The 25,626-nt window shown below is 57.8% G+C and carries 21 protein-coding genes and 1 pseudogene; 10 read left to right on the top strand and 12 right to left on the bottom strand.

All coding sequences use genetic code 11. From position 1 onward, the window contains the following. Positions 1 to 15: 15 nt before the first annotated feature. Entirely contained in the window at positions 16 to 747 is a 732-nt protein-coding gene (locus ACTG19_RS20950; RefSeq protein WP_439989532.1) for a substrate-binding periplasmic protein, read from the bottom strand. 112 nt (positions 748 to 859) lie between these two features. Between ACTG19_RS20950 and ACTG19_RS20945 the strand changes: the two genes are divergently transcribed. Further along, complete coding sequence (locus tag ACTG19_RS20945; protein ID WP_005337656.1) at positions 860 to 1,216, top strand: DMT family protein; 357 nt, start codon at positions 860 to 862, stop codon at positions 1,214 to 1,216. A gap of 58 nt (positions 1,217 to 1,274) precedes the next feature. Further along, a complete protein-coding gene (gene tapW / locus ACTG19_RS20940; RefSeq protein ID WP_139473595.1) occupies positions 1,275 to 2,414 on the top strand; it encodes a type IVa pilus ATPase TapW in 1,140 nt (379 codons plus the stop codon). 93 nt (positions 2,415 to 2,507) lie between these two features. Here the strand turns inward: tapW and ACTG19_RS20935 are convergent, their stop codons facing one another. Continuing rightward, positions 2,508 to 2,957 (bottom strand): methyltransferase family protein, encoded by a 450-nt coding sequence (locus tag ACTG19_RS20935; protein ID WP_439989531.1) that lies wholly within the window; start codon positions 2,955 to 2,957, stop codon positions 2,508 to 2,510. A 173-nt stretch (positions 2,958 to 3,130) separates the two neighbouring features. Here ACTG19_RS20935 and alr point away from each other — a divergent pair, with 173 nt between their 5' ends. Beyond that, on the top strand, positions 3,131 to 4,357 hold the full coding sequence (alr, locus tag ACTG19_RS20930; protein ID WP_429205839.1) for an alanine racemase: 1,227 nt from the start codon (positions 3,131 to 3,133) through the stop codon (positions 4,355 to 4,357). Positions 4,358 to 4,421: 64 nt separating this feature from the next. On the opposite strand, the gene ACTG19_RS20925 is transcribed toward alr, so the two are convergent. The 7 genes from ACTG19_RS20925 to ACTG19_RS20895 all read right to left on the bottom strand — a co-directional run bounded on the left by ACTG19_RS20925 (position 4,422) and on the right by ACTG19_RS20895 (position 12,179). Beyond that, the gene (locus ACTG19_RS20925; RefSeq protein ID WP_005337664.1) at positions 4,422 to 5,366 is read right to left on the bottom strand and encodes a TerC family protein; all 945 of its coding nucleotides are present in this window, start codon (positions 5,364 to 5,366) and stop codon (positions 4,422 to 4,424) included. Between the two features lie 302 nt (positions 5,367 to 5,668). Beyond that, positions 5,669 to 6,664 carry a murein tripeptide/oligopeptide ABC transporter ATP binding protein OppF gene (oppF, locus tag ACTG19_RS20920; RefSeq protein WP_005337666.1) on the bottom strand — a complete coding sequence of 332 codons (996 nt, stop codon included), beginning with the start codon at positions 6,662 to 6,664 and terminating at the stop codon, positions 5,669 to 5,671. Further along, positions 6,665 to 7,645 carry an ABC transporter ATP-binding protein gene (locus ACTG19_RS20915; RefSeq protein WP_005337668.1) on the bottom strand — a complete coding sequence of 327 codons (981 nt, stop codon included), beginning with the start codon at positions 7,643 to 7,645 and terminating at the stop codon, positions 6,665 to 6,667. It lies immediately after the preceding gene. 54 nt (positions 7,646 to 7,699) lie between these two features. Continuing rightward, positions 7,700 to 8,611 (bottom strand): oligopeptide ABC transporter permease OppC, encoded by a 912-nt coding sequence (oppC, locus tag ACTG19_RS20910; RefSeq protein ID WP_005337670.1) that lies wholly within the window; start codon positions 8,609 to 8,611, stop codon positions 7,700 to 7,702. A gap of 14 nt (positions 8,612 to 8,625) precedes the next feature. Continuing rightward, positions 8,626 to 9,546: an oligopeptide ABC transporter permease OppB gene (gene oppB, locus ACTG19_RS20905; protein WP_005337672.1), complete on the bottom strand. Its 921-nt coding sequence runs from the start codon at positions 9,544 to 9,546 to the stop codon at positions 8,626 to 8,628. Between the two features lie 98 nt (positions 9,547 to 9,644). Beyond that, the gene (locus ACTG19_RS20900; protein WP_026035101.1) at positions 9,645 to 11,264 is read right to left on the bottom strand and encodes an ABC transporter substrate-binding protein; all 1,620 of its coding nucleotides are present in this window, start codon (positions 11,262 to 11,264) and stop codon (positions 9,645 to 9,647) included. A gap of 279 nt (positions 11,265 to 11,543) precedes the next feature. Next, positions 11,544 to 12,179, bottom strand: coding sequence for a YchE family NAAT transporter (locus ACTG19_RS20895; RefSeq protein ID WP_005337678.1), 636 nt, complete (start codon positions 12,177 to 12,179; stop codon positions 11,544 to 11,546). 840 nt (positions 12,180 to 13,019) lie between these two features. Between ACTG19_RS20895 and adhE the strand changes: the two genes are divergently transcribed. Continuing rightward, on the top strand, positions 13,020 to 15,686 hold the full coding sequence (gene adhE / locus ACTG19_RS20890; RefSeq protein ID WP_439989530.1) for a bifunctional acetaldehyde-CoA/alcohol dehydrogenase: 2,667 nt from the start codon (positions 13,020 to 13,022) through the stop codon (positions 15,684 to 15,686). A 525-nt stretch (positions 15,687 to 16,211) separates the two neighbouring features. Here the strand turns inward: adhE and ACTG19_RS20885 are convergent. The 3 genes from ACTG19_RS20885 to ACTG19_RS20875 all read right to left on the bottom strand — a co-directional run bounded on the left by ACTG19_RS20885 (position 16,212) and on the right by ACTG19_RS20875 (position 19,105). Then, complete coding sequence (locus ACTG19_RS20885; RefSeq protein WP_005337681.1) at positions 16,212 to 16,952, bottom strand: YebC/PmpR family DNA-binding transcriptional regulator; 741 nt, start codon at positions 16,950 to 16,952, stop codon at positions 16,212 to 16,214. A gap of 102 nt (positions 16,953 to 17,054) precedes the next feature. Further along, positions 17,055 to 18,821 (bottom strand): aspartate--tRNA ligase, encoded by a 1,767-nt coding sequence (gene aspS, locus ACTG19_RS20880; protein ID WP_005337684.1) that lies wholly within the window; start codon positions 18,819 to 18,821, stop codon positions 17,055 to 17,057. 32 nt (positions 18,822 to 18,853) lie between these two features. Beyond that, entirely contained in the window at positions 18,854 to 19,105 is a 252-nt protein-coding gene (locus ACTG19_RS20875) for an FmdB family zinc ribbon protein (RefSeq protein WP_005337686.1), read from the bottom strand. A gap of 162 nt (positions 19,106 to 19,267) precedes the next feature. On the opposite strand from ACTG19_RS20875, the gene ACTG19_RS20870 reads away from it, so the two are divergent. The 6 genes and pseudogenes from ACTG19_RS20870 to ACTG19_RS20845 all read left to right on the top strand — a co-directional run bounded on the left by ACTG19_RS20870 (position 19,268) and on the right by ACTG19_RS20845 (position 25,463). Next, complete coding sequence (locus tag ACTG19_RS20870) at positions 19,268 to 20,116, top strand: DUF72 domain-containing protein (protein ID WP_113739206.1); 849 nt, start codon at positions 19,268 to 19,270, stop codon at positions 20,114 to 20,116. Between the two features lie 275 nt (positions 20,117 to 20,391). Further along, positions 20,392 to 21,138 (top strand): carboxy-S-adenosyl-L-methionine synthase CmoA, encoded by a 747-nt coding sequence (gene cmoA, locus ACTG19_RS20865; RefSeq protein WP_069529805.1) that lies wholly within the window; start codon positions 20,392 to 20,394, stop codon positions 21,136 to 21,138. Then, entirely contained in the window at positions 21,135 to 22,112 is a 978-nt protein-coding gene (gene cmoB / locus ACTG19_RS20860; protein ID WP_307896504.1) for a tRNA 5-methoxyuridine(34)/uridine 5-oxyacetic acid(34) synthase CmoB, read from the top strand. The genes cmoA and cmoB overlap by 4 nt, the downstream gene beginning before the upstream one ends. A gap of 52 nt (positions 22,113 to 22,164) precedes the next feature. Continuing rightward, the gene (locus tag ACTG19_RS20855; RefSeq protein WP_005337698.1) at positions 22,165 to 22,953 is read left to right on the top strand and encodes an ATP-dependent zinc protease family protein; all 789 of its coding nucleotides are present in this window, start codon (positions 22,165 to 22,167) and stop codon (positions 22,951 to 22,953) included. Between the two features lie 3 nt (positions 22,954 to 22,956). Then, positions 22,957 to 24,495, top strand: coding sequence for an inactive transglutaminase family protein (locus ACTG19_RS20850; protein WP_005337699.1), 1,539 nt, complete (start codon positions 22,957 to 22,959; stop codon positions 24,493 to 24,495). A gap of 3 nt (positions 24,496 to 24,498) precedes the next feature. After that, positions 24,499 to 25,463, top strand: a pseudogene (locus ACTG19_RS20845) (alpha-L-glutamate ligase-like protein). The last annotated feature ends 163 nt before the right edge of the window (positions 25,464 to 25,626 follow it).

Raw genomic sequence — 25,626 nt, 5'->3', positions numbered from 1 at the left:
CCGTGCCACCCGAGGTCAAGGCTGATAGGGTCTGGCGATTTGCTGGATCTCGCCGTTGACCACCAGCGTTTGCAACGCCTGCGCCAGCGGCAACTTGAGATCCTGATAGGGTGAGCGTTTGCTCATCCCAAGATACAGGGTGATGGGACGGGCTGGCCGGTAAGGGGCTTTGGCCAGGGCAAGGGCCGGCTCGCGGCTCAGGGCGTAATCAACCTGACAGTCGGTGCCAATCATCAACGGCAGGTGGCCGCGCTGCACCATCCGCAGCAGCTGATCCTCGGTAGCGACCCCGTGCTTGTCGAGCCGGATGTCGCTGTCGAACGGTTCAAAGTAGGCGGAGTTGAGCACGAATCCCACCTTGACGCCCAGCAGGTGACTGTATTGATCGAACCGGGCCACCTGCTCCCGCTTGCCATAGAAGGCGGGCCAGCACTGGTAGTAGGCCGGTTGCAGATAATCGATAAATTGTGCCCGCTCCGGGGTGTGGGCCAGTCCAATCATCAGATCGACCTGTCCGGTCTGCATCTGCTTGAGCGCCCTGCCCCACGGCATCCGCCGTACCTGCAACTCAATGCCGCTCGCCTGTTGCAACCGGCGCAGGATGTCCATGTCGAGCCCCTGCAACCGGCCATCCGCTTGCAGGATGCGAAATGGCGGCCACAGATCGGTGGCCACCGTCAGCGTCGGGGCCGCACGCACCGGCATGGCAAATAACAGTAACAACACTATCCCGCATAACTTGCCCATCCCGTCGCATACCTCGCACGGCTTATCCTGTTGGTTAAAAATACCCTCCCGCACCACGTATGAAAACCCGTGGTTCAGGGATAAAATGCGCCGGATTTTCAAGGAGAACCCTATGAACCCGATTTTCACCAGTATCGGTCTGCTGCTCTGCAGCAACGTCTTTATGACCTTCGCCTGGTACGCTCACCTCAAGAGCATGAACCATAAACCCTGGATCATTGCCGCCCTGGTGAGCTGGGGTATCGCCCTGTTCGAATACCTGCTGCAAGTGCCCGCCAACCGCATCGGCCATACGGTGATGAGCGTGGGCCAACTTAAAATCCTGCAAGAAGTGATCACACTCACCGTATTCGTCCCCTTCTCTATCTTCTATCTCAAGGAAGATCTGAAATGGGACTATCTCTGGGCAGGGCTCTGCATTCTCGGGGCGGTCTTTTTTGTCTTTCGCGAGAAACTGACCGGCGCCTGAGGCTGTACACTCAATATCATCCCGCTCATGGCATCTCATTGATCGACGAGGCAAAAAAATGGAATTGCGAGACATGTTACAGATCCTGGCCAAGCAGGATGGCTCAGACCTCTATCTGTCGACCGGCGCGCCCCCCTGCGCCAAGTTTAACGGCGGCCTGCGCCCCCTCAACGAAACGCCGCTGGAGCCGGGTGAAGTGGCGCGGATCGCCGCCGAGATCATGGATGGCGAGCAGAAACTGCAATTTGACAAGGATCTGGAGATGAACCTCGCCATCTCCCTGCCCCAGATCGGCCGCTTTCGGGTCAACATCTTCAAGCAGCGCAACGAAGTCTCTCTGGTGGCCCGCAACATCAAGACCGAAATCCCCCGCTTTGAAGATCTCAAACTCCCGCCTGTGCTGCTCGACACCATCATGGAAAAACGCGGTCTGGTACTGTTTGTCGGCGGTACCGGGTCGGGTAAATCTACCTCGCTGGCAGCGCTTATCGACCACCGCAACCGCAACAGCGGCGGCCACATCATCACCATCGAGGATCCGGTAGAGTTCGTTCATCGCCACCGCAAGAGCATCATCAACCAGCGGGAGGTTGGCGTGGATACCCGCAGCTTCCACGCCGCCCTGAAAAACACCCTGCGTCAAGCGCCGGACGTCATCCTTATCGGTGAAATTCGCGATCGCGAGACCATGGAACATGCGCTGGCCTTCTCCGAAACCGGCCACCTTGCCATCTCCACCCTGCACGCCAACAACGCCAACCAGGCGCTGGATCGCATCATCAACTTCTTCCCCGAGGAGCGCCGCCCCCAGCTGCTCAACGATCTGGGCAACAACCTCAAGGCTTTTGTCTCCCAACGGCTGGTGAAAACCACCGATGGCGGCCGCCGGGCCGCAGTGGAGATCATGCTCGGCACCCACACCATCCGCGACATGATCAAGCGCGGCGAATTTGGCGGCCTCAAAGAGGTGATGGAGAAATCCAAGGCCCTCGGCATGGTTACCTTCGACAGTGCCCTGTTCGATCTGGTGGTGGAAGGGGTAATTGAGGAAGAAGAGGCGGTGAAGAACGCCGACTCGGCCAACAACCTGCGCCTCAAGATCAAGCTGTGGAAGGAGAAGGGGCAGATTGCCAGCAGCAGCGATGCCACCGGCTGGAGCCTCGAACCCACCAAGGACGAGAAGGGCGATTTTTTCTAACCAGTTCCTCGAGAACCCCGGGCCCGCCCGGGGTTCTCTTTATCCAGCACAGCTGACCCGACTTATCCCTCAGCTCACGCAGCTCACAGCCAGTCAGCACCAACGGCGAACGCGCTGGCAATATACCACATACTCGTCGCCGAAACGGGCGCGCAGCAGCCGCTCCTCCGGCATGATCTGAAAGCGGGTCAGCCAGGCAACCAGCACGATTGGCCCAACCCAGACCCAACTTCCACCCAGATAACAGCCCCAGGCGGCCAGCCAGCAAAGCAGCCCCAGATACATGGGATTGCGACTGACACGATAGACGCCACAGGTCACCAGACGACTGGTGTGCTGAGGTTTGGTGGGGCTGACCGTGGTCTGGTGGTGACGAAATCGTTGCAGGGCACCAAAGCCCATGATGGTCCCCGCCACGACCAGCACAGCCATCAGCGTCATTGCCCAGATGCCGGGCTGGCTCTCCCCTCTTAGCCACCACATGGCCCCTGCACAGAGCAGGAAGATCAGCGGTGGTGGCAAACGTAACTCAAGATTGACCATTTTATTCCCCTGACGAGTGTCGGCCGAACCCGTGTTGCGGTAGACTCCCAACCAGTCAGCGCCTGTTGAGAGTGACAAAGATCATAATAATAACAATAAGTTGTGGTTAAACCACCACCAATGTGGCCGACCCCGTCCAAACTATCCAACGCGAACAACAAAAAGGAATCACCATGCACAAGAAAACTCTGCTGGCTACCCTGATCTTCGGCCTGCTCGCGGGCCAAGCCGTTGCGGCTCCCTATCTGCCCCTTGCGACAGATCATCGCAACGGCCAGGAGCAAACCGCCAGCAACGCCTGGTTGGAAGTGGATCTGGGCGCCTTTGAGCACAATATCCAGACCCTCAAGGATCGTCTCGGCGACAAGGGCCCGCAGATCTGCGCCATCATGAAGGCCGACGCTTACGGTCATGGCATCGACCTGCTGGTCCCCTCCGTGGTCAAGGCAAATATCCCCTGCATCGGCATCGCCAGCAACGAAGAGGCGCGCGTCGCCCGCGAGAAGGGCTTTACCGGCCGTCTGATGCGGGTGCGTGCTGCCACCCCGGATGAAGTAGAGCAGGCCCTGCCCTACAAGATGGAGGAGCTGATCGGCAGTCTGGTGAGTGCCCAGGGTATCGCCGAGATCGCCCAGCGCCACCACACCACCATTCCGGTGCATATCGCGCTCAACTCCGCCGGCATGAGCCGCAACGGCATCGACCTGCGTCTGGCCGATGCCAAGCAGGATACGCTGGCTATGCTCAAGCTAAAGGGGATCACCCCGGTCGGCATCATGACCCACTTCCCGGTTGAGGAGAAAGAGGACGTCAAGATGGGACTGGCCCAGTTCAAACTGGACTCCCAGTGGCTGCTGGAAGCGGGTAAGCTGGATCGCAGCAAGATCACCATCCACGCCGCCAACTCCTTCGCCACTCTGGCTGTGCCGGACGCCTACTTCGACATGGTGCGCCCGGGCGGCCTGCTCTACGGCGACTCCATCCCCTCCCACACCGAGTACAAGCGGGTGATGGCATTCAAGACCCAGGTCGCCTCGATCAACCACTATGCCGCGGGCAACACCGTCGGTTATGACCGCACCTTTACCCTCAAGCGTGACTCCTGGCTCGCCAACCTGCCGCTGGGCTACTCCGATGGCTATCGCCGCGCCCTCAGCAACAAAGCCTATGTGCTGATCCAGGGTCAGAAGGTGCCGGTGGTCGGCAAGACCTCCATGAACACCATCATGGTGGATGTGACTGATCTGAAAGGGGTGAAACCCGGCGACGAGGTGGTGCTGTTTGGCCGTCAGGGTGAAGCCGAAGTGAAACAGGCGGATCTGGAGGAGTACAACGGCGCCCTGCTGGCGGACATGTACACCATCTGGGGCTACACCAACCCCAAGAAGATCAAACGCTGATCACGCGATATGAAAAAGGGCTCCCGCGGGAGCCCTTGTTGTTTGGTATTAAATGATGTTGCGTTTAAGCGGCCTTTTTACGAGTCACAAACAGACTCAGCCCCATGGATGCCAGTAGGATCAACGCGACTACGCCCAGTGCTATGCCGGTCGGGATCTTGAAGATATCCAGCAGCAGCATCTTGACCCCGATAAACATCAGGATCAGTGCCAGACCGTACTTGAGCAAGGCGAAGCGATCAGCCACACCCGCCAGCAGGAAGTACATGGCACGCAGACCCATGATGGCGAAGATGTTGGAGGTCAGCACGATGAAGGGATCCGTGGTCACCGCGAAGATGGCCGGGATACTGTCCACCGCGAAGATGAGGTCGCTCACCTCCACCAGCACCAGAATGAGCAGCAGCGGGGTGGCATAGCGCACACCGTCCCGCCAGACGAAGAACTTCTCCCCTTCCAGGGTCTCGGTCACCTTGAAACGACGGCGCATCCAGCCCAGCAACGGGTTGTTGGCGAGATCAGGCTCCTTGTCGGCCGCCCACAGCATTTTGGCACCGGTCAGCAGCAGGAAAGCGCCAAACAGATAGAGGATCCAGTGGAACTGCTCGATGAGCCAGCTGCCCGCGAACACCATACCGGCACGCATCACGATGGCACCCAGTACCCCGTACAGCAGCACCCGGCGCTGCAGCTCGGCCGGAATGGCAAAGTAACCGAACAGCATCAGCCAGACGAATACGTTGTCCACTGCCAGCGCTTTCTCGATGAGGTAGCCGGTGAGGAACTCCAGTCCCTTCTGGTTGGCAATCTCACGGCCCGCGCTGTGATCCAGCCAGAGCCAGATGGCCAGGTTGAAGAGCAGCGCCACGCTGACCCAGATGAGGGACCAGACACCCGCCTCTTTGAGGGACACCTTGTGTGACTTGCCGCCACCGACAAAGCGTATGTCTATCCATAACAGGACCAGCACTATGCTGAAGAAACCGGTCCACATCCACCATTCACCCATTTTCACTTCTCCCAAAAACGACAAAACCCACGACCGAGAGGCGTGGGTTTGCGTTTGGAGCAGATACACCTTGCCTCTCGGCAAGGTCTCACTTACAGCAGATTTGCATCGGCTGCCCGGCTGCCGGGTGCACTGCAGGAAATGGGTGCACCGTAATGACGACAAACCGGCGAGAAGTTACTCCCCTTGTTGCGCGGATAGTAGCAGCGGTAAATGATAACGCCAAGAGGCATCTTCACTGCCGTCAAAAATAAATCGGGGCCCCATCAAGGAGCCCCGCAAGCAGGTTCAACACATCCCCATCAGAGCGGGTCGACCTTGAGGCAGGAGACCGCGTGATCGAAGTTCCCCTCCAGCACGGGGCGGGTCTTGGCACACTCGGGGCCAGCCACCGGGCAGCGGGTGCGGAACACGCAACCGGACGGCGGGTTCATCGGTGAGGGCAAGTCCCCCTCCAGGATCTGGATCACCTTGTTGCGCTCCAGCTCAGGGTCCGGGATCGGCACCGCTGACATCAGCGCCTTGGTGTAGGGGTGCAACGGGTTGGCGAAGATCTCCTTGCGGGTCCCCAACTCGACGGCGTTGCCCAGATACATCACCAGCACCCGATCGGAGATATGCTTGACCACCGACAGGTCGTGGGCGATGAAGATAAGCGACAGCCCCATCTCCTTTTGCAGGGATTTGAGCAGGTTGACCACCTGTGCCTGGATAGAGACGTCGAGCGCCGACACCGGCTCATCACAGATGATCATCTTGGGCTCGAGGATCAGCGCCCGGGCAATCCCGATCCGCTGGCACTGGCCGCCGGAGAACTCGTGCGGATAGCGGTTGACCAGGTTGGGCAACAACCCCACCTTGCTCATCATGGCGCGCACCTTCTCTTTCACCTCTTCCCGCGGCAGGTTGGGGTAGAAGGTGATGAGCGGCTCGGCGATGATGTCGCCGATGGTCATGCGCGGGTTCAGAGAAGCCAGCGGGTCCTGGAAGATCATCTGGATCTCTTTACGCTTTTCGCGCAGGGCATTCTGATCGAGCTTGGTGAGATCGTCACCCAGCCACACCACCTTGCCATCGGTGGCCGGTACCAGACCGATGATGGCGCGGGCAAAGGTCGATTTGCCGCAGCCGGACTCCCCCACCACACCGAGGGTTTCCCCCTCATAGAGACGCAAGGTCACCCCATCGACCGCCTTGAGGTCGGACGGTTTGGCCCAGGGCCACGCCTTGCCACTCTTGATACTGAAGTGGACCTTGAGGTCAGACACTTCCAACAGCAATTTTTTGTCGGCACCCATTTAGTTGGCCCCCTTGTTCATGGCATCCGAAACCCAGTGGCAAGCACGCTCCCGACCGTCGTTGAACGGGGTCAGGATCGGTGACTGCTGGCCGCAAATCTCGCTGACCCGGTGGCAACGCTCCTGGAAGGGGCAGCCGGTCGGCAGACGCAGCAGGTTGGGCGGATTGCCCGGGATGGTGGGCAGCACTTCCCCTTCGGTATCGAGGCGGGGAATTGCGCGCAGGAGGCCTTCGGTGTAGGGGTGGCTCGGGCGATAAAAGATATCGTCTACCTTGCCGTACTCCATGGTACGACCGGCATACATCACCAGCACCTTGTTGCAGATACCGGCGACCACGCCAAGGTCGTGGGTGATCATGATGATGGCGGTGTTGAACTCGCGCTTGAGCTCGTTCATCAGGGTCATGATCTGGGCCTGTACGGTCACGTCGAGTGCGGTAGTCGGTTCGTCAGCGATCAGCAGTTGCGGCCGGCAGAGCAGTGCCATGGCGATCATCACCCGCTGACGCATGCCGCCGGAGAACTCGTGGGGATACATGCCCATCCGCTTGCGTGCTTCGGGAATTTTGACCGCATCGAGCATCCGTACCGACTCTTCGAACGCTTCCGCCTTGCTGACGCCCTTATGCAACATCAGCACTTCCATCAGCTGATCCTGCACCTTCATGTAGGGGTTGAGCGAGGTCATGGGGTCCTGGAAGATCATGGCGATCTTCTCGGAGCGGATCTTGTTGAGCTTGGACTCCGGCAGGTTGAGGATCTCCTCACCCTGAAACTTGGCGGAACCGGTAATAATGCCGTTTTTGGCCAGCAGCCCCATGATGGCAAAGGCCGTCTGGGATTTGCCGGAGCCGGACTCGCCGACGATCCCCAGGGTTTCACCCGCAGAGAGAGAAAAGTTGAGGTCGTTAACCGCCACCACATTGCCGTCCGGGGTCTTGAACTCGACCCGCAGATCTTTCACATCCAGTAACTTCATATAAAAACTCCTTATCGATCTTTCGTGATGCTTTCCTGTCGATCCGATGCTCGATTAACGATCTTTCGGATCGAGGGCGTCACGCAGACCATCCCCGAGGAAGTTGAAGCAAAACAGGGTCACCACCATAAAGCAGGCGGGGAACAGCAGTTGCCAGATGGCCACTTCCATCGACTTGGAGCCTTCATCCAGCAGGGCACCCCAGCTGGTCATCGGTTCCTGAACCCCAAGGCCCAGGAAACTCAGGAAGGATTCAAACATGATCATCCCCGGCACCAGCAAGGTGGCGTAGACGGCCACGATACCGAGTACGTTCGGTACGATGTGACGGGTGATGATCTTCCACTTGGAGACGCCACAGACGTGGGCTGCCTCGATAAACTCCTTGCTCTTGAGGCTGAGAGTCTGGCCCCGCACGATCCGCGCCATGTCGAGCCAGCTCACCGCCCCGATGGCGATAAAGATGAGCGCCAGATTGCGGCCAAAGAAGGTGACCAGCATGATGACAAAGAACATGAAGGGGAAGGCGTTGAGGATTTCCAGTACCCGCATCATCAGGCTGTCGACCCGCCCGCCGATAAAGCCGGAAGCCGCGCCATACAAGGTGCCGATGATGACCGCCACCATGGCGCCCATGATGCCGACCATCAGGGAGATACGGCCGCCCAGCAGGGTGCGCACGAACAGATCGCGCCCCAAGCTGTCGGTTCCGAAGTAGTGACCCGCTTCCATATCCGGCGGTGACTGCATGGCGCCCCAGTCCGGATCGTCAAAGGTGTATTGGGACAAATGGGGGCCAAAGATGACCGCCAGACCGATGATGGTCAGAATGATCAGGCTGGTCAGGGCCGCCTTGTTGCGCAGGAAACGGCGACGGGCATCCTTCCACAGGGAGCGCCCCTCCACCACTTCCACTTTTTGCGCGAACGCCTCGACGGCATCGCGTTTTTCAGTTGAAACAACCATGATGAACTCCCGAATTAGTAACGGATCTTGGGATCGATAAAGGCGTAGAGAATATCGACCACAGCGTTAAAGGTGATGGTGAGGGCGCCGACCAGAATGGTCAGACCGAGCACCATGGAGTAATCACGGTTAAGGGCACCGTTGACGAACAGCTGACCGATCCCCGGCAGGCCGAAGATGGTCTCGATCACCACGGAACCTGTGATGATGCCGACAAAGGCCGGGCCCAGATAGGAGACCACTGGCAGCATGGCCGGACGCAGCGCGTGTTTCAGGATGATGTGGCGCAGCGGCAAGCCCTTGGCACGGGCGGTACGAATGAAGTTGGAGTTCATGGTCTCGATCATGCTGCCCCGCATGATCCGCGAGATGGCAGAGATGTAGTACATCATCATGCCGAACACCGGCAGCACCATAAACTGGATGCCACCCCCCTGCCATCCACCGGCAGGGAACCAACCCAGATGAATACTGAAAAACAGCACCAGCAAGGGCGCCAGCACAAAGCCCGGGATCACCACCCCGGCCATGGCCGACGACATCAGTAGATAGTCGATGATGGTGTTCTGTTTCAGTGCCGCTATGGTGCCGAAGGTGACCCCCAGCAGCACGGCGAAGAAGAAGGCCGTGGTCCCGATCTTGGCGGAAACAGGCAGCGCCTGACTCACCAGATCATTGACGGTGAAATCCTTGTATTTAAAAGAGGGGCCCAAATCACCCTGCACCAGGTTGCCCAGGTAGGTGAGATATTGCATGCCAATGGGTTTGTCGAGCCCGTATTTGGCCTCGATGTTGGCGATGACTTCGGGGGGCAGTGAACGCTCGCTGGTAAAGGGGTTACCCGGGGCGAAACGCATCATGAAGAAAGAGACGGTGATCAAGACCAGCAGAGTCGGGATCGCTTCCAATAGCCGTTTAAAAATGAATTTCAACATAGACATTTCCTGTCCTGTACTGCTTCCAAATGGTCGCGGTTGTAATAAAGGCCCGCCGTCCGGCGGGCCCTGCTTGTTATGCGACTTGTTGCTTTAAATCAGTGAGCAATGATGTACATATCTTTGCTGTAGAGGTTATCCAGCGGGTTGGCCGGGTAGCCGCCTACATAGGGTTTGACCATACGGGCAGTCACGTACTGGTAGATGGGGGCAATCGGCATGTCCTTGGCCAGGATCTCTTCAGCCTGGACGTAGAGTTTGTTACGGGCCGCCACATCAACCTGATCACGGGACGAATCCATCAGCTTGTCGAACTCCGGATTGGAGTACTTGCCGTCGTTGTTGCCGTGGGTGGTCTGCATCAGATCCAGCATGGACGAGGCTTCGTTGTAGTCGGCGATCCAGCCGGCACGACCTACGTCAAACTGACCCTGTTTCTTGGTTTCCAGGTAAGTTTTCCACTCCTGGTTGACCAGGCTCACCTGCACGCCCAGCTTCTTCCACATGGAGGCCACGGCCACAGCCACTTTCTTGTGGTTGTCATCGGTGTTGTAGAGCAGCTCGAACTTCAGCGGCTTGCTGGCATCGAAACCGGCCTCTTGCAGCAGCGCTTTGGCCTTGGCATCACGCTCAGCCTGGGTCATCTTCGACCACTCGGGCGCTACCGGCTTGAAGCCATCGACGAAGTCCGGCACCAGGGTGTAACCCGGCGTCTGACCCTGACCCATCACCTTGTCGGCGATCACGTTGCGATCGATGGCATAGGAGAGCGCAGTACGGACACGCACATCGTCAAACGGCTTCTTCTTGACGTTGTACTGGTAGTAGTAAGTACCAACATAACCGGTCACTTTCAGCTCGTCCGGCTTCTCTTTCTTCATCTGCTTGAAGCGCTCGATGGGCATCTGATAGGTGATGTCCACTTCGCCCGCCAGATAGCGGCTCAGGTCGGCGTTGGTAGACTGGATGGGCAGATAGACCACCTTGTTGATGACGGTCTTGCCATCGTTCCAGTAGTGCTTGTTGCGCTCCACTTCGACGCGCTCGTTCACCACCCAGTTCTTCAGGGTATAGGCACCGTTGGATACCATATTTTCCGGCTGGGTCCACTTGTCACCGAACTTCTCGATCACCTTCTTCGGTACCGGATAGGTGGTAGTGTGGGAGAGCATGCTGACGAAGTAAGGGATGGCTTTCTCGAGCTGCACTTCGAAGGTGTAGTCGTCGGTCGCCTTCACGCCCAGCGTATCAGCCGGCTTTTTACCTGCGATGATCTCGGAGGCATTGGCAATAGTCGGGATCTCCAGATACCAGGAGTAAGGAGAGGCGGTTTTCGGATCAACGGCACGCTGGAAAGCAAAAACGAAATCGTGGGCAGTGACCGGGTCACCGTTGGACCACTTGGCATCTTTGCGCAGGTGGAAGACGTAGTGCTTGTTATCCTTGGTTTCCCAGGATTCAGCCACAGCCGGGAGAATTTCCCCTTTCGGGCCGGATGCAACGAGACCTTCAAACAGGTCGCGCAGGATATTGGATTCGACCGTTCCTTCGGTCTTGTGCGGGTCAAGGGTCGCAGGCTCTGAGCCGTTGCCTTTTACCAGTTGCTGGACTTCAGCCAGCTTGGTTCCCGCCGGGACATCGGCAGCCTGAGCCACATTGACGCCACCAAACAGTGCAGCCATCAGCAATGTGTTAATCATTGTTTTTTTATGAGTCATTTCCCTACTCCAACAAGAACATTCCATGCATTTTTTAAAGTGACGGGGTTAAAACCCGCTCCCAGCATAATTCCCTGCCAATTCCGATAATGCAACAGATATTGTCAGGGTAATCGTCATTTTCTGGTCAAAAAATCAGCTGGCGTGCGCTTTTTCAGTATTAAAACACCGGCAAAGCGCTCATTTTTCACACAAACGACCGATTCTAGAAAAGACCGGGCAAAAAGCAACCAATAAAAAGCCGGTCACGAGGACCGGCTTTCATAAAGCGGAGCTGGCTCACATCAGGCTGGGGAAAACCCCCTTGATACCGGCCACCATGATCTCGATACCCAGCGACATCATGATAAGACCCATGATACGGGTCACCACGTTGATGCCTGTGTTGCCCATGATCTTGAACAGCAGCGGCGCGGCACGGAAGATGAGCCAGGAGCAGAAAGAGAAGACCACGACAACAACTGACATGCCGAGCAGCTGCTGCCAGTGGCTCTGGCTGGCATAGACAATTACCGAGGAGATGGCACCGGGACCCGCCATCAGCGGCAGCGCCAGCGGCACCACGGCGATAGACTCACGCACCGCCAATTCGCCCTTCTCCTGTTTGTTGTGCTTCACCTCGCCCAGCTTGCCCTGCAGCATCGACCAGGCAATCAGGGTAATCAGCGACCCACCGGCGATCCGGAAAGACGCCAGCGAGATGCCAAACCCATCGAGGATCAGCTGCCCCATATACATGGAGACCAGCAGGATCACCATCACCGCGATATTGGCGGTGGTATTGGTTTTCATCCGCTCGGCCTGGGTATGGTGGCTGGTCAGACTGACAAACACCGGCAACAAACCAAGCGGGTTGATAATTGCGAACAAACCGACAAAAAACTTCAGATACAACGAGACGTCAATTGCTGCCATAGGCGCCTTCCAATAGAGTTTCGGGCCCAGCGGGCCAGTCCATTAATTTCGTGCGTAAATTTACATCATAGCCAGAGCGGGCACCAATCAAATAATCTCACCATTTTGAGGGTTTTTTAGTTAGTTCATCTCATGCATCCGCGCTAACTGGCATAAACCGATGCCAAAAGCCCTTTCTACCGCCCGACACGCGCCAGAAAAGTGAGCGCAAGCCTGCTTAATCATGACCAGAGAGTCCGACGATGACAGACCGAATGACCGAGCGACTCGAGAGGATCCAGGCTTTGCCTTCCCACTATTTCAGGCCAGACATCACTTCATTGACTCGGCAAGAGAGCCACAATGCAAAAACCGGGAAAGGGGGCAGAAATGGCCCCCTCGGGGAATAAAGTGGATTAGTCATGGATTAAAACAACAATCATTTTTGCAACAAACGCTGGAATAAAGTGCGTTTGTCGGTGATTTTGAAACCGATTCACTCATATTTGCTAACCTATACCGCCAAAATAGCTCTGCAATCCTATGTTCGATTGAAATTAACCACTTGATAAATGTGGTTTATTACCCTGCGTTAACAAGTCTCTCGCCTTTCCCTTTGATGCACATTCCGATAACATCAGTCAAACAAGGATTGTGAAATAAAATTTCTTTTGTTCTTTTGTTACACATGATCCAGATCAAGTTTTTCTGAGTCAGCCCCGCTCTATAATCGACTCAGAAAGCGATTTAGTAAGGCATGTGAAAAAGCTGTTGCAACGATACCGTCTTGACAGGGCGACTATAATTGCCGGGCATTGCCAACGTCTTACTAAACAGTTTTCAAATAATCAGGAGATAAACATGGCAGTAACCAATTTGGCTGAACTGGATGCACTGGTCGCCCGCGTTAAGGAAGCCCAGCGTGAATTCGCCAGCTTCTCTCAAGAGCAGGTAGACAATATCTTCCGTGCCGCCGCCCTGGCCGCCAACAACGCCCGTATCCCCCTGGCCCAGATGGCCGTGGAAGAATCCGGTATGGGTATCATCGAAGACAAGGTTATCAAGAACCACTTCGCCTCCGAATACATCTACAACAAGTACAAAGACGAGAAGACCTGCGGCATTCTGAGCGAAGATGATCAGATGGGTACCATCACCATCGCCGAGCCGGTAGGTATCATCTGTGGTATCGTTCCGACCACCAACCCGACCTCTACTGCGATCTTCAAATCCATGATCGCGCTCAAGACCCGCAACGCCATCATCTTCTCCCCGCACCCCCGCGCCAAGAACTCCACCAATACCGCTGCCAAGCTGGTACTGGATGCCGCTGTTGCCGCTGGTGCACCGAAAGACATCATCGGCTGGATCGACCAACCGTCTGTTGAGCTCTCCAACGCCCTGATGAAGCACGAAGACATCAACCTGATCCTGGCCACCGGTGGCCCGGGCATGGTGAAAGCAGCCTACTCCTCCGGTAAGCCTGCTATCGGTGTGGGTGCCGGTAACGTACCTATCGTTATCGACGAAACCGCCGACGTGAAGCGTGCCGTTGCCTCCATCCTGATGTCCAAGACTTTCGATAACGGCGTGGTCTGTGCTTCCGAGCAGGCAGTCATCGTTGTTGATGCCATCTACGACCAGGTTAAAGAGCGCTTTGCATCCCACAAGGGCCACGTGCTCTCCAAAGAAGATGCTGACAAGGTCCGTAAAGTCATCCTGATCAACGGCGCCCTGAACGCCAACATCGTTGGCCAGCCAGCCACCAAGATTGCCGAGATGGCAGGCGTGACTGTACCGGCTGATACCAAGATCCTGATCGGTGAAGGCGTCAAGCTGTGTGCAGAAGATGAGTTTGCTCACGAGAAATTGTCCCCGCTGCTCGGTATGTTCCGTGCAAGCAGCTTCGAAAACGCCGTTGATATGGCCTGTGACATGGTCAACATCGGTGGTATCGGCCACACCTCAGGTCTGTACACCGACCAGGACCGCAACGCTGACCGCATCAAGTACTTCGGCGACAAGATGAAGACCGCGCGTATCCTGATCAACACTCCGTCTACCCAAGGCGGTATCGGTGACCTGTACAACTTCGCAATGGCTCCGTCCCTGACCCTGGGTTGCGGCTCCTGGAGCGGTAACTCCATCTCCGAAAACGTGGGTCCGAAGCACCTGATCAACAAGAAGACAGTCGCAAAACGGGCAGAAAACATGCTGTGGCACAAACTTCCGAAATCCATCTACTTCCGTCGTGGTTCCCTGCCGATCGCTCTGAGCGACCTGGAAGGTAAAAAGCGTGCCATGGTCGTAACTGACCGCTTCCTGTTCAACAACGGCTACGCCGATGAACTGGTCAGCCTGCTGAAAGCACAGAATATGGAAGTGGAAGTGTTCTACGAAGTAGAAGCTGACCCGACCCTGGCTGTGGTTCGCAAGGGTGCCGAGATGGCCAACTCCTTCAAACCGGACGTTATCCTGGCGCTGGGCGGTGGTTCACCGATGGATGCAGCCAAGATCATGTGGGTGATGTACGAGCACCCGAACACCGCGTTCGAAGATCTGGCCATGCGCTTTATGGATATCCGCAAGCGTATCTACAAGTTCCCGAAAATGGGCGTGAAGGCCGAACTGGTCTGTATCACCACCACTTCCGGTACCGGCTCTGAAGTCACTCCGTTTGCGGTAGTAACCGATGAAGTGTCTGGTCAGAAGTATCCGCTGGCTGACTACGAGCTGACCCCGAACATGGCCATCGTTGATGCCAACCTGGTCATGGGCATGCCGAAGTCCCTGTGTGCCTTCGGTGGTATCGATGCCGTGACTCACGCCATGGAAGCCTATGTTTCCGTACTGGCTAACGAGTACTCCGACGGCCAGGCGCTGCAAGCCCTGAAAATGCTGAAAGAGTACCTGCCGTCCAGCTACCAGAACGGTGCCAACGACCCGATCGCTCGTGAGAAGGTGCACAATGCTGCCACCATCGCCGGTATCGCGTTCGCTAACGCCTTCCTGGGTGTGTGCCACTCCATGGCTCACAAACTGGGTGCCGAGTTCCACATTCCGCACGGTCTGGCTAACGCCCTGCTGATCAGCAACGTCATCCGCTACAACGCGAACGACAACCCGACCAAGCAGACTGCGTTCTCCCAGTACGACCGCCCGCAGGCTCGTCGTCGTTACGCCGAAGTCGCTGACCACCTGGGTCTGACTGCTGCCGGTGACCGCACCGCTGCCAAGATCGAGAAGCTGCTGACCTGGCTGGACGAGCTGAAGGCTACCCTGGGTATCCCGGCCTCTATCCGCGAAGCTGGCGTGACTGAAGCTGACTTCCTGGCCAAGGTTGACCAGCTGGCTATCGAAGCCTTCGATGACCAGTGCACCGGCGCCAACCCGCGCTACCCGCTGATCAGCGAGCTGAAGCAGGTTCTGCTGGACTCCTACTACGGTCGTCCGTTCACCGAAGCCGCTCCGGTAACTGCTGCCCCGGTTGAAGCCAAGGTTGAAGGCAAGAAGAAATCCAAGGCCTGATAACCAGTCCTGAGATAACAAGCCCGCGCACTGCGCGGGCTTTTTTTATCTGCTACTAATCACAGCCATCATCTCCCTGACGATTGCGCAAGTGCAGCCCCTAACTTCCCAACCAACCAGCGTGCCCCAGCCAATCCGTTATCGACATCCCAACCTGTCACTCTGTATTGATGGGCACCAGTGATAACAAGAGCACGCTCCATCACCTCCTCTCCCCTACCCGCAAAGCAATTACCCTGTCGGGCAGATGTGAGCAGTCAACGCCATCTCAAGAGCTATAGGGGTGATAAACAGGATAAGCGGAGCCTCGCTATCGCAACGCAGCAGAACTGCCGACTGGCGTACGTACAGGGCCAACCGACTGGCATGAATAGAGCAATGATAATGCGCAGAGAAAGCGGGAAATCCTGTCAGTGAAGAGAGTTGCAGCACCAGTTGCTCAACCGACACATCAGCAGTTGCCACGATGCAAAGATAAAAAAATGGCAGCCATCAGGCTGCCATCGGGAGAGCACGATTCAGCGATCAGAGGGTCGCAGCGACTTCATCGGAGATGGAGCCGTTGTGATACACCTCTTGCACATCGTCCAGATCTTCCAGCATGTCGATCAGACGCATCAGCTTGGGTGCAGTTTCTGCATCCAGCTCCGCTTCAGTGGAGGGGATCATGGTCACTTCGGCGCTCTGGGCCTTGAAGCCGGCAGCTTCCAGACCGTCCAGCACGGTACCGAAGTCGTTCGGGGTGGTGTACACCTCGATGGTGCCATCCTCTTCGGTGACCACGTCATCGGCGCCCGCTTCCAGCGCGGCATCCATCAGAGCATCTTCGTCTACGCCCACGAAAGTCAGCAGACCTTTCTTGCTGAACAGATAGGCAACGGAGCCGTCGGTGCCCAGGTTGCCACCGCACTTGCTGAAGGCGTGGCGCACTTCGGCTACGGTACGGTTACGGTTGTCGGTCAGGCACTCTACCATCACGGCAGAGCCAGCCGGGCCGTAACCTTCGTATACGATGGTCTCGAGCTGTTCGCCATCGCCACCACCGGCGCCACGCTGAATGGCACGGTTGATGGTGTCGCGGGTCATGTTGTTGGTCAGGGCGGCAGTCACCGCAGCACGCAGACGCGGGTTGTTGGCGGGATCGGCATCACCCAGACGCGCGGAGGTAGTGATTTCGCGGATCAGTTTGGTGAAGATCTTGCCACGCTTGGCGTCCTGAGCGGCCTTGCGGTGTTTGATGTTGGCCCATTTACTGTGACCTGCCATAGAGACTCTCCGTTATTTTTTAAATGTCAGTAACACTGATCATGACTAACCCAAGGGAAACACAGAGGCCGCACGGCGGCGGCCTCCGGTGCCGGTATCGGCTTACTCGTCGCCCTTGACGGTGGTTGCAATCGCCAGCTCACCCAGTTGGGCGGCATTGGCAAGGCTGGGGGCGTCTGTCATCAGACAGGCGGCCGCGGTCGTTTTCGGGAAGGCGATGACGTCCCGAATGTTTTCGGTGCCGGTCAGCAGCATGCTGAGACGGTCCAGACCGAAGGCCAGACCGGCGTGCGGCGGGGTACCGTACTTCAGGGCATCCAGCAGGAAGCCGAACTTCAGGCGCTGCTCGGCCGGGGTGATACCCAGGATATCGAACACGGTGGATTGCATCTCGCTGTTGTGGATACGGACAGAGCCGCCACCCACTTCGTAGCCGTTGATCACCATGTCGTAGGCGTTGGCGTAAGCACCCACCGGATTGGCTTTCAGCTCGGCCGGGCTCATGTTGCTCGGCGCGGTGAACGGGTGGTGCATGGCAGCCAGACCACCTTCACCATCTTCCTCGAACATCGGGAAGTCGATAACCCACAGCGGTTTCCAGCTGTTCTCCAGCAGGCCCAGATCGCGACCCACTTTCAGACGCAGGGCGCCCATGGCATCGCAGACCACTTTCTTGCTGTCAGCGCCAAAGAAGATGATGTCGCCGTCGGCTGCGCCGGTACGGGCCAGGATCTCGCGCACGATGGCGTCAGAGAGGAACTTGGCAACCGGAGACTGCACGCCTTCGATACCATTGGCCGCTTCGTTGACCTTCATCCAGGCCAGGCCCTTGGCACCGTAGATGCCGACAAACTTGGTGTATTCGTCGATCTGCTTGCGAGAGAGCTCGGCACCGCCCGGGACTTTCAGGGCAGCCACACGGCCTTTCGGATCGTTGGCGGGGCCCGCGAACACGGCGAACTCGACAGCAGTCAGCAGGTCAGCCACATCAACCAGCTCCATCGGCAGACGCAGGTCCGGCTTGTCGGAGCCGTAGCGACGCATGGCTTCGTCGAAGGTCATGATCGGGAAGTCGCCCAGATCCACGTTCAGGATGTGCAGCCACAGTTTGCGGATCATCTCTTCCATCACTTCACGCACCTGCGGCGCGGTCATGAAGGAGGTCTCCACGTCGATCTGGGTGAATTCCGGCTGGCGGTCGGCACGCAGGTCTTCGTCACGGAAGCACTTGACGATCTGGTAGTAGCGATCGAAGCCGGACATCATCAGCAACTGCTTGAACAGCTGGGGTGATTGCGGCAGAGCGTAGAACTTGCCCTTGTGCACGCGGCTCGGCACCAGATAGTCACGGGCACCTTCCGGGGTGGCCTTGGTCAGCATCGGGGTCTCGATATCGAGGAAGCCGTGCTCGTCCATGAAGCGGCGTACGAAGGCGCTGGCCTTGGCACGGGTCTTCAGGTACTTGGCCATCTCGGGACGACGCAGATCCAGGTAACGATACTTGAGGCTGATCTCTTCGCTGTTGACCTGATTGAAGTCCAGCGGCAGCGGCTCGGCACGGTTGATGATGTTGAGTTCGTGGGCGAACACTTCGATGGCACCGGTGGCCATGTCGCTGTTGCGCTGGGACTCGGGACGGGTGCGCACCACGCCGGTCACCTGGATGCAGAACTCGCCGCGCAGCTCGGAGGCCAGGGCGAACGCATCCGGCTTGTCCGGATCGAAGAACACCTGAACGATCCCTTCCCGGTCGCGCATATCGATAAAGATCAGACCGCCGAGATCACGACGACGATGAACCCAACCGCACAATGTAATGGTCTGCCCTGCATGGGCCTCATTGACCTGTCCGCAATAGATAGAGCGCATGGACTTCTTCCTTCGAAATTGTAGAGAGACGGTTAACCTTGGGCCGCCGGGCACGACTGGCAAGCACCGTCTGTCTCACAGCTGGCCAGATTCTTTTTCTTACCCGGTTTGAAATCAGTCTCGTACCATCCGGTTCCCTTGAGCCGGAAGCCTGCCGCCGATATCAGCTTGACCAGATTCGGCTTGCTACAGGCCGGACAGTCGGTCAGGGGGGCATCGGAAAGCTTTTGCAGTTTTGCCAATTCATGGCCACAGACGTCGCAACGATATTCGTAGATAGGCATGGGTCACAAGAAATTGAAAAACAAAAGGGCTGGCATTATAGAGGAAAACCCCCTTTTGGGTAAAATGGCCAGCAGCCTCCTTTCGCCAGTTTTTTGCACTCGATGGCAAAAAGCGGGCAAAAAATCGGCACGAATGCACCAAGAGCGAAGAGAATAGCCATCATGAGCCTCTATTTGGGCATGCCACAGTGGTCCCACCCCAGCTGGCCCGGCCAGTTGCTGGGCCTTGGCGCCAAGCCTGCCGAACACCTCGCCCACTACGCCACCGTGTTCAACTCGGTGGAGGGTAACACTACCTTCTACGCCCTGCCGACACCGGACACGGTACAGCGCTGGGCCGATGCGGTGCCCGATCACTTTCGTTTCAACTTCAAGTTTCCGCAAACCATCAGCCACCAGAGCGATCTGGTGAGCGCAGACAAGCAAGTCGCCGACTTTATTCGCCTGCTCGCCCCGCTGCACGACAAGCTGGGTCTGCTCACCCTGCAGTTGCCCGCCCGTTTCGGGCCACAGGGGCTGGCCAGACTGGCGGCCTTCATCGATCGGCTGCCGCGGGCTTTTCGCTACGCCCTCGAAGTGCGCCACCACGACTTCTTCGCCAAGGGGGAGGCCGAGCGGGCATTGAACCGACTGCTGATGGAACAGGGTGTGAACCGGGTGATGCTCGACAGCCGGCCACTCTTCTCGGTGCCAGCAACCACGCCAGCCCTTGTCGATGCCCAGGGCAAGAAGCCACGCCTGCCGGTACATCTGCTGGCCACCGCCAACGCCCCCATGGTGCGCTTTATCGGCCTTCCGGATCCGGCGGCCAATCACCCCTTCCTGCCCAGCTGGCTCCCCCACTGGCGCCAGTGGCTCGCGGAGGGGAAAGATCTCTACCTCTATATACATACTGCCGACAACGCCCAGGCACCTGAGCTGGCCCGTCAGATCACCCGCTTGCTGGAGCAGGAGATGGCCCCCTGGCCGGGGGAAAACGATCGCGCACGGCAGGGAGTGCTGCGCTTTTAGCCAACCCATTCTGCGGCCATCGTTTCGCTGCAAAAAAAGTGCTTTTTTGTGGCGTGGCAAGCCCTGGCGTCAAGACAAACGGGCATCAATCCTCTACACTACCGCCCCAAGTAAGGGTCCGGAACATGGCCCGTACGAACAGGACAGGTCCAAAGGATTTCACGACCAGCCAACCCGTTCGTAAACAGGTGATAAATCTACTCTGATGGGTGTCACCCAACGACTCAATTGAACAATACAGCCGGGTGATGTCCCGGCTGTCAGGTTGCGCCAGCATGCATACCAAAGATCAAATTTTTGCCGCCCCGATCGCCCGATTGGGAGACTTCTGTTTTGACGAACAGGTCGTCGACGTGTTTCCCGATATGATCCAGCGCTCGGTGCCGGGTTACAGCAACATCATCTCCGCCATCGGCATGATGGCCGCCCGCTACGCCCAACCCGAGAGCCGACTCTATGATCTCGGCTGCTCACTGGGCGCCGCGACCCAGGCGATGCGTCGCCATGTCAGCCAGTCCGGCTGCCGCATCACCGCGGTGGATCTCTCCCACCCGATGATTGAGCGCGCCCGCGCCCACCTCTCCGGTTTCAAATCCGAGGTGCCGGTGGAGCTGGTGGAGGCGGATATCTGCGACATCGAGATCGAGAACGCCTCCGTGGTGGTGCTCAACTTCACTCTGCAATTTGTCGAGCCAGAAAAACGGGCCGCCCTGATCCAGCGCATTCACGATGGTCTGCGCCCGGGCGGGATCCTGATCCTGAGCGAAAAGTTCCGCTTCGAAGATGAACCGGTCAACGAGCTGCTCATCGATCTTCACCTCGACTTCAAGCGGGCCAATGGCTACAGCGAGCTGGAGATCAGCCAGAAACGCACTGCCCTTGAGAACGTGATGCGCACCGACAGCCTGCCGGTGCATCAGGCCCGTCTACGGGATGCCGGTTTCGTCCATCAGGATCTCTGGTTCCAATGCTTTAACTTCGGCTCCATGATTGCCATCAAATCCAGCGACGCCCAGCCATGATCGACTTTGCCAATTTCTATCAACTGATTGCCAAAAACCGGCTGAGCCACTGGCTGCATACCCTGCCCGCCCAGCTGCACGCCTGGCAACATGACAACCAGCATGGCGACCTGCCGCGCTGGAACCGCGCCCTCAACAAGCTGCCGGTGGTCTCCCCCGGCAACATCGAGCTGAAAAGCCGGGTCGAGATTGGCTCGGCCGAGAGCATTGGCGAAGGTGAACGCAAGAAGGTCGAGAGCCTGCTGCGCCACTTCATGCCCTGGCGCAAGGGGCCGTTCACCGTGCACGGCATCCATATCGACACCGAGTGGCGCTCTGACTGGAAGTGGGATCGGGTGCTGCCCCATATCAGCCCGCTCGAAGGCCGTTACGTGCTGGATGTGGGTTGCGGCAGCGGCTACCACCTCTGGCGTATGGTGGGTGAAGGGGCCAAGCTGGCGGTCGGCATCGACCCTAGCCCGCTGTTTCTCTGCCAGTTCGAGGCCATTCGCCACTTCGCGGGCAATGATCAGCGCGCCCACCTGTTGCCGCTCGGCATTCAGGAGCTGCCGGAGCTGCGGGCCTTTGACACCGTCTTCTCCATGGGGGTGCTCTATCACCGCAAATCCCCCATCGAGCACATCGAGCAGCTGCGCAATCAATTGAAAGATGATGGCGAGCTGGTGCTGGAGACGCTAGTGATTGACGGCGGTGTCAACGACGTGCTGATGCCCACTGACCGTTACGGCAAGATGCGCAACGTCTGGTTTATTCCCTCAAGCCGCGCCCTCAAGCTGTGGGTCGAGCGCTGCGGCTTCACCGACGTGCGGATAGTAGACGAGAATATGACCAGCACCGACGAACAGCGTCGTACCGACTGGATGATTAATGAATCCCTGAGTGACTATCTGGATCCAGACAATCCAGCACTCACGGTAGAAGGACACCCGGCGCCGAAACGTGCCGTACTGATTGCCCGCAAGGCCAAAGACTAGCCGATGGCGATTCAGGAAGTTACACTGACCCAATTCCAGGAAGCACAGTTAAATGAATGACATGAAAAGCAAATTAAAAGGAATGACCCTGCTCTCCCTGCTTAGTCTCGGCGGGTGTGTCAATATGGAAAAAGCGCCTCAGGTCCCTGCTCTGACGCTGGCCGAGCTTCGTAGCGAGCTGAGCCAGAGCGAGCAACGCCTGCAAACATCCATGGAACAGCAACAGAAGCAGTATGTGCAGCAACAGCACCTGCTGGTTCAGCTCAACACAGATGTCACCAATATGAAAGAGTCCGTCAAGCAAGTAGACCACAAGCTCGCCACCCTCCCCTCCGAGCCGCCCAAGCCGATGGCCATCCCCACCGAGAAGTGCCCGGCCCCCAATCAGGGTCACACCATCGATGGCAAACTGATGGTCGGTGAAGCCGAGTGGATCTGGGTTGATGCAGCCAACGACGCCTTCCAGGCGCGGGTCGATACCGGTGCGACCACCTCCTCCATCAGTGCGCAGGAGATCACCATTTTCGAGCGCAACGGCAAAAACTGGGTGCGCTTCTTCCTGAGCCATCAGGAAGTGGACGACAAGATCCAGATCGAAGCGCCGCTGGTACGCCATGTGCGTGTGCGTCAGGCCTCTGCCGACGATCTGGACCGCCGTCCGGTGGTGCGTCTGGCCGTGCGCATTGGCGACATGACCGAGAAAGCCGAATTTACCCTGAAAGACCGTAGCGACATGACCTTCCCTGTGCTGCTGGGTCGCGAATTTTTGAAAGACATCGCCGTGGTTGATGTGGCCCGCGAATATATCCAACCCAAACCCAAGCTCAAGGATGTGAAATAATCCATGGTTTCCCGTAAGCCGTTCTATTTGCTGGTAGCCCTGCTGTACATTGTCGGCCTGGGGATGACGATCTATCACCATATCGCGTTGGATGTGCCGCTGACGCCCGGTGAAAAGCGCCAGATCTGGTCCATCGAAGCCAAGCTGGAGTTTGAGGCGACCGGTGAGCCGGTGATCGCCTCCCTGGCCATTCCGGGCACCCAGCCCGGTTTCACCCTGATGAACGAGAACGCCGCCAGCCCCGGCTACGGCCTCTCCTTTGTCGAGAAAGATGGCGATGCCCGCGCCGAGTGGTCCATCCGCACCGCCTCTGGCCGTCAGGAGCTCTACTACCGCGTCGACATGATGGCGGATGCCCATGCCAAACCGGCCGCCAATCCGCAACCGCCCGCCATCGAGAAGCAGATCGAAAGTGAGCCTTATGCCACCGCGATGAAGCAGATCCTCGAGCGGGCACAGGAGCGCTCTGCCGACGGCTACACCCTGACTCGCGAGATCATCAAGGAGATCGAGAAGCAGGAGCAGAACGCCGAGCTGCTGAAAAAGCACAAGAGCCGCGCCAACCTGATCGCCGAGCTGCTCAACAATGCTGACGTCCCCACCCGCGTGGTGCATGCCCTGAATCTGGAAGATGGCCGCCGTCGTCAGGAACTGGTGGATTACCTGCAGGTATTCAACAGCCCGACCGACTACAAGCTGTTCAACCCGCAAACCGGTGAACAGGGTCGTCCGGCCAACCTGCTGCTGTGGGAGTATAACTCCGGCGCCCTGCTGGACGTGACCGGTGGTCACAACTCCCGTGTCAGCTTCTCGATGATCGAGCAGGAGCAGCCGGTTAGCGTGGCACTGGCGCAGAAGTTCGAAAAATCAGAGATGATGAACTTCTCCATCCACAGCCTGCCGCTGGAAGAGCAGACTCTGTTCAAGGGCTTGCTGCTGATCCCGATCGGCGTGCTGATGGTGGTGTTCCTGCGGGTTTTGGTGGGGATCAAGACCTCCGGTACCTTTATGCCGGTGCTGATCGCGGTCGCCTTTATCCAGACCTCGCTGGTCACCGGTCTCATCGGCTTCCTGCTGATCGTCGGCACCGGTCTCATCATCCGCTCCTATCTGTCTCGGCTTAACCTGCTGCTGGTCGCCCGAATATCGGCCATCATCATCATGGTTATCTCGATGATCGGTATCTTCTCCGCGTTCGCCTTCAAGCTGGGGCTGACCGATGGTATGAAGATCACCTTCTTCCCGATGATCATCCTCTCCTGGACCATCGAACGGATGTCCATCCTGTGGGAAGAAGAGGGCCCGAAAGAGGTGTTCCGCCAGGGTGGTGGCTCTCTGCTGGTTGCCGTCATCGCCTATCTGGCCATGGATAACGAGCTTATTCGTCACCTCACCTTCAACTTCCTCGGCCTGCAGCTGGTGCTGATGGCGACCGTGCTGTTGATGGGTAACTACACCGGCTACAAGCTGAGCGAACTGAAGCGCTTCAAGCCGCTGGTGGACGAGATGAAATCTGGCGTCACCCCGGGTAAGGACAAGTAACCGATGTGGTTCTGGGAAAAATACACCACCCCGTGGAGCCTGTCCCAATCAGGCATCCTCGGCATGAACAAACGCAACCACTCCTACATCAGCCGCTACAATCCGCGCAGCCTCTATCCGCTGGTGGATGACAAGCTGCAGACCAAGCAAATTGCGCTGGATGCAGGGGTCACAGTGCCTGAGCTGATCGGTACCATCCGTGCCCAGCACGATGTGGGTCGCATCACCGAGCTGGTAAAAGATTGGCCGGGCTTCTGCATCAAGCCGGCCCGTGGCTCGGGCGGCAAGGGGATCCTGGTGATCCTGCGTCAGGAAGATGGCCTCTTCTATAAACCCAACGGCAGCGCCTCTACCGGTCAGGATCTGGAGCGCCATGTTTCCAACATTCTGGCGGGGCTCTATTCGCTTGGCGGCAAGCCAGACGTGGCACTGGTCGAAGGCCTCATCAACTTTGATGATGTGTTCGACGGCTACTCTTTTGAAGGGGTACCGATGCCCGGGTCATCATCTTCAAGGGGTTCCCGGTGATGGCGATGATGCGCCTCTCCACCGCCGCCTCCGATGGCAAGGCGAACCTGCACCAGGGCGCCGTGGGGGTGGGTCTGTGCCTGCGTACCGGTCGTGCCCTGCGGGCGGTGCAGTTTGGCAATCCGCTGCGCCACCACCCGGACACCGGCCTTGACCTCTATGAACTCAAGGTGCCCCACTGGGATACCCTGCTCACCCTGGCCGCCTCCTGCTACGAGATGTCGGGTCTGGGCTATATCGGTACCGATATGGTGCTGGACAAGTTCCGCGGCCCCATGCTGCTGGAGCTCAACGCCCGCCCCGGTCTTGCCATCCAGATCGCCAACGGTCGCGGCCTGGTGCCCAACCTCAAGACCATCGAGAAGCTGGGGCAGGTGAAGATGAACGTGGAGCAGCGGGTCAATTTCGCCAAGGATCACTTCGGGATCTTTGAGGAATAACTTCTTCGCTTGTGAACTGAGCGCGCCTATGGCGCGCTTTTTTTATGGCGATTGTCTGTCGGCATATCCCACCCAGCCATTCGGATCAGCACCTCATTTCGAAACAACGAGTACGCCAGCGAACGGCCGCTTGGAATAGCGAGCGATGGAGCGAGAAATGTCT

The organism is Aeromonas sp. 3P, assembly GCF_051919745.1.
GTDB lineage: Bacteria > Pseudomonadota > Gammaproteobacteria > Enterobacterales > Aeromonadaceae > Aeromonas > Aeromonas veronii.
The sequence above is the reverse complement of the archived record's forward strand: the minus strand, read 5'-3'. Positions and strand labels throughout refer to the sequence as shown.